The sequence below is a fragment of the Methylobacterium platani genome (assembly GCF_001653715.1).
GTDB classification, from domain to species: Bacteria; Pseudomonadota; Alphaproteobacteria; order Rhizobiales; family Beijerinckiaceae; genus Methylobacterium; species Methylobacterium platani.
This window is the reverse complement of the sequence record NZ_LWHQ01000017.1, coordinates 98914-108590: the sequence shown is the minus strand read 5'-3', so window position 1 is coordinate 108590 and position 9677 is coordinate 98914. Positions and strand designations below refer to the sequence as shown.

Annotated in this window: 13 protein-coding genes; 2 read left to right on the top strand and 11 right to left on the bottom strand. The window is 73.7% G+C overall.

The window, feature by feature from the left end:
- Nucleotides 1-158: 158 nt before the first annotated feature.
- Both A5481_RS35700 and A5481_RS10270 read right to left on the bottom strand, forming a co-directional pair.
- Entirely contained in the window at nucleotides 159-293 is a 135-nt protein-coding gene (locus A5481_RS35700) for a hypothetical protein (RefSeq protein WP_280818907.1), read from the bottom strand.
- Nucleotides 294-397: 104 nt separating this feature from the next.
- On the bottom strand, nucleotides 398-610 hold the full coding sequence (locus A5481_RS10270) for a hypothetical protein (protein ID WP_048437255.1): 213 nt from the start codon (nucleotides 608-610) through the stop codon (nucleotides 398-400).
- A gap of 272 nt (nucleotides 611-882) precedes the next feature.
- On the opposite strand from A5481_RS10270, the gene A5481_RS10265 reads away from it, so the two are divergent.
- Nucleotides 883-1101 carry a DUF6894 family protein gene (locus tag A5481_RS10265; RefSeq protein ID WP_048437256.1) on the top strand — a complete coding sequence of 73 codons (219 nt, stop codon included), beginning with the start codon at nucleotides 883-885 and terminating at the stop codon, nucleotides 1099-1101.
- On the opposite strand, the gene A5481_RS33415 is transcribed toward A5481_RS10265, so the two are convergent.
- The 3 genes from A5481_RS33415 to A5481_RS10255 all read right to left on the bottom strand — a co-directional run bounded on the left by A5481_RS33415 (nucleotide 1084) and on the right by A5481_RS10255 (nucleotide 4674).
- Complete coding sequence (locus A5481_RS33415) at nucleotides 1084-1251, bottom strand: hypothetical protein (protein ID WP_156312155.1); 168 nt, start codon at nucleotides 1249-1251, stop codon at nucleotides 1084-1086. The two genes, A5481_RS10265 and A5481_RS33415, sit on opposite strands and share 18 nt — an antisense overlap.
- A 267-nt stretch (nucleotides 1252-1518) precedes the next feature.
- A complete protein-coding gene (gene glyS / locus A5481_RS10260) occupies nucleotides 1519-3633 on the bottom strand; it encodes a glycine--tRNA ligase subunit beta (RefSeq protein ID WP_048437254.1) in 2115 nt (704 codons plus the stop codon).
- An 84-nt stretch (nucleotides 3634-3717) separates the two neighbouring features.
- On the bottom strand, nucleotides 3718-4674 hold the full coding sequence (locus tag A5481_RS10255; protein WP_048437253.1) for a glycine--tRNA ligase subunit alpha: 957 nt from the start codon (nucleotides 4672-4674) through the stop codon (nucleotides 3718-3720).
- A 222-nt stretch (nucleotides 4675-4896) separates the two neighbouring features.
- Between A5481_RS10255 and A5481_RS10250 the strand changes: the two genes are divergently transcribed.
- Nucleotides 4897-5106 carry a hypothetical protein gene (locus A5481_RS10250; RefSeq protein WP_048437252.1) on the top strand — a complete coding sequence of 70 codons (210 nt, stop codon included), beginning with the start codon at nucleotides 4897-4899 and terminating at the stop codon, nucleotides 5104-5106.
- Between the two features lie 4 nt (nucleotides 5107-5110).
- Here A5481_RS10250 and A5481_RS10245 read toward each other — a convergent pair whose 3' ends face one another.
- The 6 genes from A5481_RS10245 to A5481_RS10220 all read right to left on the bottom strand — a co-directional run bounded on the left by A5481_RS10245 (nucleotide 5111) and on the right by A5481_RS10220 (nucleotide 9543).
- The gene (locus A5481_RS10245; RefSeq protein WP_064503931.1) at nucleotides 5111-5908 is read right to left on the bottom strand and encodes a hypothetical protein; all 798 of its coding nucleotides are present in this window, start codon (nucleotides 5906-5908) and stop codon (nucleotides 5111-5113) included.
- Nucleotides 5905-7041 carry an AAA family ATPase gene (locus A5481_RS10240; protein ID WP_245239227.1) on the bottom strand — a complete coding sequence of 379 codons (1137 nt, stop codon included), beginning with the start codon at nucleotides 7039-7041 and terminating at the stop codon, nucleotides 5905-5907. Before A5481_RS10240 ends, A5481_RS10245 begins: the two co-directional genes overlap by 4 nt.
- On the bottom strand, nucleotides 7005-7607 hold the full coding sequence (locus A5481_RS10235) for a hypothetical protein (protein WP_048437323.1): 603 nt from the start codon (nucleotides 7605-7607) through the stop codon (nucleotides 7005-7007). Before A5481_RS10235 ends, A5481_RS10240 begins: the two co-directional genes overlap by 37 nt.
- A 91-nt stretch (nucleotides 7608-7698) precedes the next feature.
- Complete coding sequence (locus A5481_RS10230) at nucleotides 7699-8583, bottom strand: SDR family oxidoreductase (RefSeq protein ID WP_048437322.1); 885 nt, start codon at nucleotides 8581-8583, stop codon at nucleotides 7699-7701.
- An 87-nt stretch (nucleotides 8584-8670) separates the two neighbouring features.
- Entirely contained in the window at nucleotides 8671-8877 is a 207-nt protein-coding gene (gene yacG, locus A5481_RS10225) for a DNA gyrase inhibitor YacG (protein WP_048437321.1), read from the bottom strand.
- An 18-nt stretch (nucleotides 8878-8895) separates the two neighbouring features.
- On the bottom strand, nucleotides 8896-9543 hold the full coding sequence (locus tag A5481_RS10220; RefSeq protein WP_048437320.1) for a Maf-like protein: 648 nt from the start codon (nucleotides 9541-9543) through the stop codon (nucleotides 8896-8898).
- Nucleotides 9544-9677: the final 134 nt, after the last annotated feature.

The following is a 9677-nucleotide window of genomic DNA, read 5'->3' as shown; positions in this document are numbered from 1 at the left end:
TCCGGGAAAGGGGGAGGCTCACGAGGATCGTCCGCCCCTATGGTCGGGCCGAGGTCGCGGTGTCGTGTACCGTGGCAGGCCAACGCTTCGTCCGCTTAGGTTCTTGTTTTGTCGCAGATTTTTGGCGCCGAACCGGTAACCACTTCGGCGAAATCTGCTTAGACCAGCACCGCGTTGATCGCGACGGTGAGGGCGGCGCCGACGACGGCGACGCCGAGCAGCAGGACGCTGCTGACCTGGTCGACGCGGTCGACGTCGTGGCCGATGCGGTGTTCGGGGGCGTTGGCGCTCATCGGGGGTCTCCTGTTCGGATCTCTCCGGCCAACGCACCCGGCCCCCGGGAGGATCATCCGGCGCCGGGTCGCCTTTTGCCGCAGGAGGGGACCGCGCCCCGGCATCAGGCGGTGTGGGCGCCGTCGTGGCCGTGGCTGGTGCCGATCACGCAGAGCGCCAGGCCGGCGATGCCGCCGAGGGTGCCGATCGGGGTCTGGAAGCGCCAGGAGGCGTAGTAGCCGGCGCTGCCGATCACCACGCCGGCGAGGGTGAGCAGGACACCGCGGAGCGAGGCCCGGGGCCTCTCGGGGTGGGATCGGGTTGCGTCGTGATGCATCGTCGGCCTGCCTTCGCCGCGCCGTGGTCCATCGGCCGCCCGCGGGCGGGCGGCGGGAACAGGGGGGCGGCCGCCCTCTCCCTTCGGAGGAACGCGGCAGGCGCGGAATCGCTCATGCTTGCGACCAACTCGCCTTTTCCCTGACATGCCAGCCCGGAACCGGGCTGCTAACCTTCAGGGATCGCACCGCTCACAACCGATCGGCCGCGGGCCGATCGGCGACGTCCGGGCCGCGAGCCTCGCACGTCCCTTCCCCGACCGTGGTCAGCCTCATGCCGCAGCGCTACTTCTTCAACCTGGTCGGCCCCGCGAGTGCGATCGAGGACCCGACGGGCGTCGAGGCCGACACTCCCGACCAGGCTGAGGCCGAGGCGCGCGCGGTCATCGCCGAGATGCGGGCGGGCGGCAGCCTGCCGGTGCTGGGGCCGGGCTGGCACCTCGAGATCCGCGATGCCGCCGGCCGCCTGATGCGCTCAATCCCGCTCGATTGAGGCGCGGGAGCCGGCCTGGAGCAGGATGTGCCGCACATGGGCGCGGATCCGGGCGCGCACCGCGTCCTGGTGCTCCGCCGGGTGCGCGAACTCTTCCGGCATCCGCAGAGCGGCCTGCTCCTTGGGTCGGGCCTTACCGCCGAACGACATCGTGGCTGCCTCCTGCCTGGCGGGCCCGGTCGGGACTGCCGGGTCTCGCCGCGGCAGGGTACGGCCCGGGCGCGGCACCCTGCGGTGCGCTGCGGCACAGGCCATCCCTTCCGCCGGAGATCCGGCGCCGAACATCGCCCTCTTGATGGGAATCGAACCGGTTCATTTTGTACCGGTTCTCGCCGGCCACAAACAATGAAAAAGTCGTTAAACCGTTCCCTGGCGAAGTGCTGAGGCGCTCGCGCAACGCCTCAGCCGAGAGGAGCGTCAGCGGCCTTCGCCGCCGATGCGGGAGAAGTCCGCCACCTCCCGGGTCGCCGCCCGCAGCCCGTTGAGCAGGGCGAGGCGGTTGGCGCGCAGGGCCGGATCGTCGGCGTTCACCGTCACCTTGTCGAAGAAGGCGTCGACCGGCGCCCGCAGGGTCGAGAGCGCCCGCATCGCGCCCTCGAAATCCTCCGCCGCCACCGCCCGGCCCGCCTCGGCGCCGGCGCGGTCGAGGGCGTCGGCGAGGGCCGATTCCTCGGGCAGGCGCATCAGGGACCGGTCCGGCGCCGCGTCGTAGGCGAGGCCGTCCTTCTTCTCCTCGATGCGCAGGATGTTGGCGGCGCGGCGGGAGCCGGCGAGCAGGTTCCGGCCGTCCTCGCCGTCGAGGAAGCGGCCGAGCGCCTCGACCCGGCGCACCACCATCAGCAGGTCGTCCTGGCCCGGAAGCGCGAAGACGGCGTCGATCAGGTCGTGGCGGGCGCCCTGGTCGCGCAGGTAGACCTTCAGCCGGTCGGCGAAGAAGGCGAGGAGGTCGTCCGCGAAGGCGTCCGCGCCCTGGCGGTGGCCGGCCGATGCGGCGGCGATCTGCGCCTTGAGCGAGATCCGCGCCTCGCTGGCGAGCACGAGCCGGATGACGCCGAGCGCCGCGCGGCGGAGCGCGTACGGATCCTTGCTGCCCGTCGGCTTCTCGTCGATCGCCCAGAAGCCCACCAGGGTGTCGAGCTTGTCGGCGAGCGCCACCGCCACCGAGACCGGCTCGGACGGCACCCGGTCGCTCGGCCCGAGCGGCTTGTAATGCTCCTCGATCGCCGCGGCGACCGCCGGGTCCTCGCCCTGCTCGGCGGCGTAGTAGCGGCCCATCAGGCCCTGCAGTTCCGGGAACTCGCCGACCATCTCGGTGACGAGGTCGGCCTTGGCGAGGCGCGCGGCGCGCTCGGCGAGGTCCGCATCGGCCCCGACCACGGGCGCCAGCGCCCGGGCGAGGCCGGCGATCCGCTCGACGCGCGCGCCTTGCGTGCCGAGCTTCTCGTGGAACACGATGCTCTCGAGCTTCGGGAGCCGGTCCTCCAGCCGCACCTTGCGGTCGGTCTCCCAGAAGAACGCCGCGTCGGAGAGGCGTGCCCGCACCACCCGCTCGTTGCCGGCGACGATCGCGGCGCCGCCGTCGGAGGCCACCAGGTTCGAGACCAGGATGAAGGCGTTGGCCAGCCGCTCGCGCCCGTCGGGACCGGGGCTGCCGCGCAGCACGAAGCACTTCTGGTTCGCCCGGATGGTGGCGCGGATCACCTCCGGGGGAATGGCGAGGAAGCGCTCGTCGAAGGCGCCCAGCAGGGTCACCGGCCACTCGACGAGGCCCGCCACCTCCTCCAGCAGGCCCTCGTCCTCGACGAGGTCGAGGCCGCGCGCGAAGGCGAGGTCGCGGGCATCGTGCAGGATGATGTCCTTGCGCCGGTCCGCGTCGAGCACCACGAAGGCCCGCTCCAGGGCCGGCAGGTAATCGGCGAAGCGGCGCACCTCGATCGCCTGCGGCGCCAGGAAGCGGTGGCCCCGCGTGGTGAACCCGACCTCGACGCCCTCGATGGCGAAGGGCACCAGCTCGGGCGTCTCGGTCTCGGGGCCGAAGCTCGCGACGATCGAGTGCAGCGGCCGCACCCAGCGCAACGAGCCCGGCTCGCGCGAGGCGGCGCCCCAGCGCATCGATTTCGGCCAGGGGAAGCTCCTGACGATCGCCGGGATGATCTCGGCCAGGACTTGAATCGTCTCGCGGCCGGGCCGCTCGATCACCGCGACGTAGAACTCGCCCTTCTTCGGGTCGGAGACGATCGTCGCCTCGTCGAGGCTGGCGAGGCCGGCGCTCTTCAAAAAGCCCTGCACCGCGCCCTCGGGGGCACCGACGCGGGGGCCTTTTCGCTCCTCGCGCACGTCCTGGCCGCGGGGCGGCAGGCCGGCGACGTGGAGGGCGAGGCGGCGGGGCGTCGCGAAGGCCTTGGCGCCCTCGTACAGGAAGCCGCGCTCGACCAGCGCGTCGGTGACGAGCTTGCGCAGGTCCTCGGCCGCGCGCCGCTGCATGCGGGCGGGGATTTCCTCGGAGAAGAGTTCGAGCAGCAGGTCGGGCATCGGGCGGCCTCAAGGCTCTCCCCGAGGAGAGCCCGGAATCGGGACGGGAATTGGACGGGTGTGTAGCGCCGGGCGGCGCGGATGTCAGGCGGCGGGCGATTCGCCCGCGAGCCCGCCCGCATCGGTGCGCCGCCAGGCCTCGCCGCAGGCCTTGGCCAATTCGCGCACCCGCAGGATGTAGCTCTGGCGCTCGGTGACCGAGATCACCCCGCGCGCGTCGAGCAGGTTGAAGACGTGGCTGGCCTTGATGCACTGGTCGTAGGCCGGCTGCGCCATGCGGTGGCGCGGGTCGGTGCTCTCCGCCCCCGGCTCGCCGGCCTCGAGGTAGGCGCGGCAGGCGCTTTCCGCATCGCGGAACTGCCGGAACAGCATCTCGGTGTCGGCGGCCTCGAAGTTGTGGCGCGAATATTCCTGCTCGGCCTGCAGGAAGACGTCGCCGTAGGTGACCTTCTCGTCGCCGTCGCGGCCGTTGAAGTTGAGGTCGTAGACGTTCTCGACGCCCTGGACGTACATCGCCAGGCGCTCGAGGCCGTAGGTCAGTTCGCCCGCCACGGGGGCGCATTCGAAGCCGGCGACCTGCTGGAAGTAGGTGAACTGGCTCACCTCCATCCCGTCGCACCAGCATTCCCAGCCGAGGCCCCAGGCGCCGAGCGTCGGGCTCTCCCAGTCGTCCTCGACGAAGCGGATGTCGTGCAAGGCGAGATCGACGCCGATGGCCTTCAGCGAATCGAGGTAGAGCTCCTGGAGGTTCGGCGGGTTCGGCTTCAGGATCACCTGGAACTGGTAATAGTGCTGGAGGCGGTTCGGGTTCTCGCCGTAGCGCCCGTCCTTCGGCCGGCGCGAGGGCTGGACGTAGGCCGCCTTCCAGGGCTTCGGGCCCAGCGCCCGCAGGGTGGTGGCGGGATGGAACGTGCCGGCACCCACCTCCATGTCGTAGGGCTGGAGGATCACGCAGCCTTGCGCGGCCCAGAACCGCTGGAGCGTCAGGATCAGCCCCTGGAACGAGCGGGTCGGCTGGAGGTCGGCGTCGGTGGCGTTCATGGTCTCGCGGGTTCGGCTCGGGCGCTACACGTGGCGGGGAGCCTTAGAACCGGCAGCCCCCGAGTCAAGCATGCGTGCGCCCCCGCACGATCCCGCCGGGATGCGGGAACCCGAGAACGGTCAAGCTCGTTGACAATACAGATCAGACGAGGCCGGCGCCGGATGCGGTGCAAGACCTCGTCACCCAAGACTTCATCGCCCAAGCATCGAGGGAGACCGACCGTGACCGAGCGCCTGACCCTGCTTGCCGCCGCCGCGCTCCTGTCCCTGGTCGCGACCCCGCTGGTGGTGCGGGCCGGCGCCGACGCTCCGACGCCCGAGCCGGCTGCCGTCGTCGCCGCGACGCCGGCCGCCGCCGAGGCGCCGGCCCCCGCCTGCCGGACCGTGCGGGTGGTCTATGCCGGCTACGGCGCGCCGGCCTGCGGACGCTGAGCGCTCAGGGCGCCGGACGCACGAGCTCGTCGGCGCGCAACGGCTGCGCCGCCGCCTCGCCGGGCCGGCGCAGCAGGACGCTCGCCCGCCCGTCCTCGACGGCGCGTCCGTCGCGCCAGCAGCCGAACGCCACCGTGACCGGGTAGAGGCCCGGCTGCAGGACGAAGGGGACCGGCTCGAAGCTGCGCGGGTCGGCTTCCGTGAGCGCGACGCTCACCTCCGAGACCAGGCGCCGGCCGGCGAATACCATCCGGCCGAGGCAGGAGGCGGGCCGGCTCGTGGCGCGCTCGTAGCGCAGCGACAGGGCGTAGGTGCCGGCATGCCGCACCACGAGCAACCCGTCCCCGACGCCGACATAGAGGCCCTGCCCGGTCGGGCCGCCCGCCGCCAGGATCTCCGCCATGTCGAGGCCCGGATGGTCGACGGAAAACCGCGCCAGCGAGGCCGGCCGGATGTCGACGTCGAAGGTCGGGGCGACCGCGATCGCGTGGATCGAGCCCTGCCAGCCCGGGCGGTGGCCCTCGACGCCGCCGTCGGGCCGGGCCGCCGGCAGGGCCGCCACCGGAGCCGCGACCCGGGCCGGGCCGTCCGCCGCGGGCGGGGGCGAGGCCTGGGGCACGGCCCAGGAGGGGGCTTGCGAGGGCGGGGCTTGCAAAGCCGGGGCCTGCACGGCGAACCACGCCGCCGCCGCGACCGCCGCGCCGAGGAGCGGGGGCGGGCCGATCACGAAGGCCACCCGGTACGTCGCGTCGCGCCGCCAGAGATGCCGATGGACGAAGGCCAGCTTGCGGAGGACGCTCATCGTGTCGGTCGCAGGTCCGGCTGTCGTGCGGCGTGCCCGGTCGCGGCCGCGAGGTCGGCCTGAGTGAGGAGGGTGAGGTCGGTGCCGCGCTCCGCCAGGAGCGGCGCGAGGCGCACGGCCTGCGCCTCGCGGGCGCGCTCCAGCAGCGTGCGCGCCGCGCGGGCATTGCCGAAGGCCGGCTGCGCCCGTGCGGCGGCGAAGTGCCGGCGCAGGATCGGGTCGCAGGCCTCCTCGAGGCGCAGGCCCTCCGCCCGCGCCATCGCGCGGGTGACGGCGACGAGCTGGTCGTCGTCGTAGGGCTCGAACGCGATCGTCTTGGTGAAGCGGGACGGCAGGCCGGGATTGCTGTCGAGGAAGGCCCGCATCGGCTCCGGGTAGCCCGCCACGATCACGACCAGCCGGTCGCGCCGGTCCTCCATCTCCTTCAGGAGGGTATCGATCGCCTCCTGGCCGAATCCGTCGCCCGCTCCCCCCGCCCGCGCGGTCAGGGCGTAGGCCTCGTCGATGAACAGGATGCCGTCGAGGGCCTCGTCGATCCGCGCGCGGGTCTTCAGGGCGGTCTGCCCGACATAGCCGGCGACGAGGCCCGAGCGGTCGGTCTCGACCACGTGGCCGCGCTCCAGCACGCCGAGTTCGCGCAAGGCCGCTCCGTAGAGCCGCGCGACCACCGTCTTGCCGACGCCGGGCGGCCCCAGGAAGACCATGTGCAGGGAGATCGGGCTGATCGGCAGCCCGGCCTCGCGCCGCGCCGCCTCGACCTTCAGGCGCTGGATCAGGGTGCCGAGCTCCGCCTTGACGCCGTCGAGCCCGATCATGCCGGCGAGCGCCGCCGCGGCCTCCCCGGTGCCGGCACCGGGTGGCACGACGCGGAACGCCTCCGGCCGGGTCCCGGCGACCCGGGGCCACAGGCGCAGGATCCGCCACGCCACGAGGACGGTGGCGACGAGCACCGCGCCGCCGAGGGCGGCGGCGCCCGACCAGGGCGGCAGGCTCGGCACGATCCGGAACGCCGAGAGGAGGCCGAGGAGCGTCATCACCAGCATGCACAGGCTGGCGAGCGGGGCCGGCCCGAGCTGCCGGCTCAGCCACGCGCCCATCACGCGCCGCCCCGCCGGCACGGCGCCGGGTGCCACGTCACGGCGCGGTCCTCGCGGCCGGACCGGACCGCGACCCGCCAGGGCGGCGTCAGCGCGACGACGGCGGCGGCGCCGGATTCGAGCACCGTCAGGCTGCCGCGCCCGGTCTCGTAGGGCGCGGGATACGGGATCGCCACCCGCGCCGGCGTCTCGGTGAGCGGGAACAGCGGCGAGGCGTAGCCGCCCGACAGGATGCGCACCGATCCCGGCGGCTCGCCCGGCGCACGCGCCAGGGAGATCCAGGCGAGCCGGACCCCGCAGGCTCCCTCCTCTTGCCCGGCACCTGCGTCCTGCCGGGCCTTCGCCGTCACCGGGCTGCGGGGCTCCATCGTCGCCAGCGCGCCGGACCGCTCGTCCGGGGCGACCTCGGCCAGGAGCGCGGCATCGCCTCCCGCCGGCGGCGGCGCTCGCTCGGCGAGCTGCGGCAGCAGGACGAACCAGCACACCAGCCCCGCCGCGACGGCGCTCGCCGCAGCCGGTGCCGAACCCGGCCAGGCGGCGCGGCCCGCGCCGGCCGGCCGGCTGGACGCGGCGGCGGAGCCGTCCTCGTCTCGTCGCTGCACCGCCTCGCCCCTCCCGCGTCCGGCCCCGCCCGATCCCGACTGCGCCTTCCCTTGCGTCACGTCAACGGGCGGGGCGGGGCCGGGGCGGTCGTCAGAGCACCGGCATCGCCCCCGCCACCGTGACGAGCGCGCCCGAGGTGTAGCTGCTCTCGTCGGAGGCCAGCATGACGTAGGCCGAGGCCAGTTCCGCCGGCTGGCCCGGGCGGCCGAACGGGACCTGGCTGCCGAAGGACCTGACGGACTCCTCCTCCATCCCGGACGGGATGAACGGGGTCCAGATCGGGCCCGGCAGCACGCCGTTCACCCGCACGCCCTTCTCGGCGAGCAGCTGCGCGAGGCTGAGCACCAGGTTGCTCAGCGCGCCCTTCGTGGCGCTGTAGGCGAGCAGCGACGGCATCGGGTGCTTCGAATTCACCGAGGAGGTGAAGATCACCGAGGCGCCGGGCTTCAGATGCGCCATCGCCGCCTTGGTGACGTAGAACGCGCCGAAGACGTTGGTGCGGAAATGGTCCTCGAAGACCTCGTCGTCGATGGCCGCGAGGTCCTCATTCGGCTGCTGGAACGCGCCGTTGTTCACCACCACGTCGAGCCGGCCGAAGGCCTCGACGGTGCGGGCGACGATCTCGCGGCCGTGAGAAGCGTCCTTGAGGTCGCCCGGCAGCAGCAGCGCCCGGCGCCCGGCCTTCTCGACCCAGTGCGCGACGGCCTCGGCGTCGCCCTGCTCGGCGGGCAGGTAGGAGATCGCGACGTCGGCGCCCTCGCGGGCATACGCGATGGCGACCGCCCGGCCGATGCCGGAATCGCCCCCGGTGATCAGGGCGGCCCGGCCGGTCAGCTTGCCCGAGCCCTTGTAGCTCGCCTCGCCGTGATCGGGCTCGGGGCGCATCCGCCCGGTCAGGCCGGGAAAGCTCTGCGGCTGGCCCTCGAAGGGCGGACGGGGATGCTTGGTGAGCGGGTTCGGGAACTCGGACGACATGGGGGGACGGCCTCCGGCGGTCGGTGGGTCACAGGCCGCCGTCAACCGGGAAGCTCCCCCACCGTTCCCACTCTCCCCCGGTCTGCCTCACTCCTCCCGCGAGCCGTCGTCCTGGCCGAGGGCGTCCTCGTCCCGGCCGGGAATGGCGTAGCGCCCGCTGAGCCAGCGCTGCAGGTCGACATCGGCGCAGCGCTTGGAGCAGAACGGCGTGTAGGCGGGCGCGGCCGGCTTGCCGCAGATCGGGCAGGGGGCGGCCGCCGGGGCGGCGTCGGGCGGCGTCTCGTCGGGCGTCATCGGGGCGCCTTTTCCGGCCTAGGCCGCGTCGCGCCAGGCGCCGCGGACCGGGAACCCCTCGCCCTCGAGCAGCCCGACCGTCTCGTAGAGCGGCAGGCCGACGACGGCGCTGTAGGACCCGACGAGCTTGACCACGAAGGAGCCGGCGAGCCCCTGGATCGCGTAGCCGCCGGCCTTGCCGCGCCACTCGCCGCTGGCAAGATAGCTGTCGATCTCGCGGGACGAGAGGCGCTTGAACCGCACCCGGGTCTCGACCAGCCGCTCGCGGGGACGGTCCTTCGGGCCGACCACGCAGATCGCGGTGTAGACCCGATGGGCCCGGCCGGAGAGCAGCCGCAGGCAGGCCGCGGCCTCGTCGGTCACCTCGGCCTTCGGCAGGATGCGCCGGCCCACCGCCACCACGGTGTCGGCCGCCACCACGTAGCCCTGGCGCAGCTCCTCGCTGCCGCGGGCCGCGGCGGCCGCCACGTCGAGCTTGGCCCGGGCGAGCCGCCGCACGAGGTCGCGGGGCTTCTCGCCCTTCAGCGGCGCCTCGTCGAGGTCGGCCGGCAGCAGGGCGTCCGGCTCCAGCCCCGCCTGCTGCAGCAGGGCGAGGCGCCGGGGCGAGGCCGAGGCGAGGACGAGCTTCGGGCGCGCGGCCTGCGGGATCGGGGAAGTCTCGGTCATGAGGCGCCGTGTCTCGAAGGGGATGTATGCCCGATGCCCTATCTGGCCGGCGAAATCCAGCAGGCGCCGTCCGGCGGAGCTCGGCACGCCCGCGGGGCACTCCCGGCGCCCGGGCCCAGCGGAGCCGCCGTGCC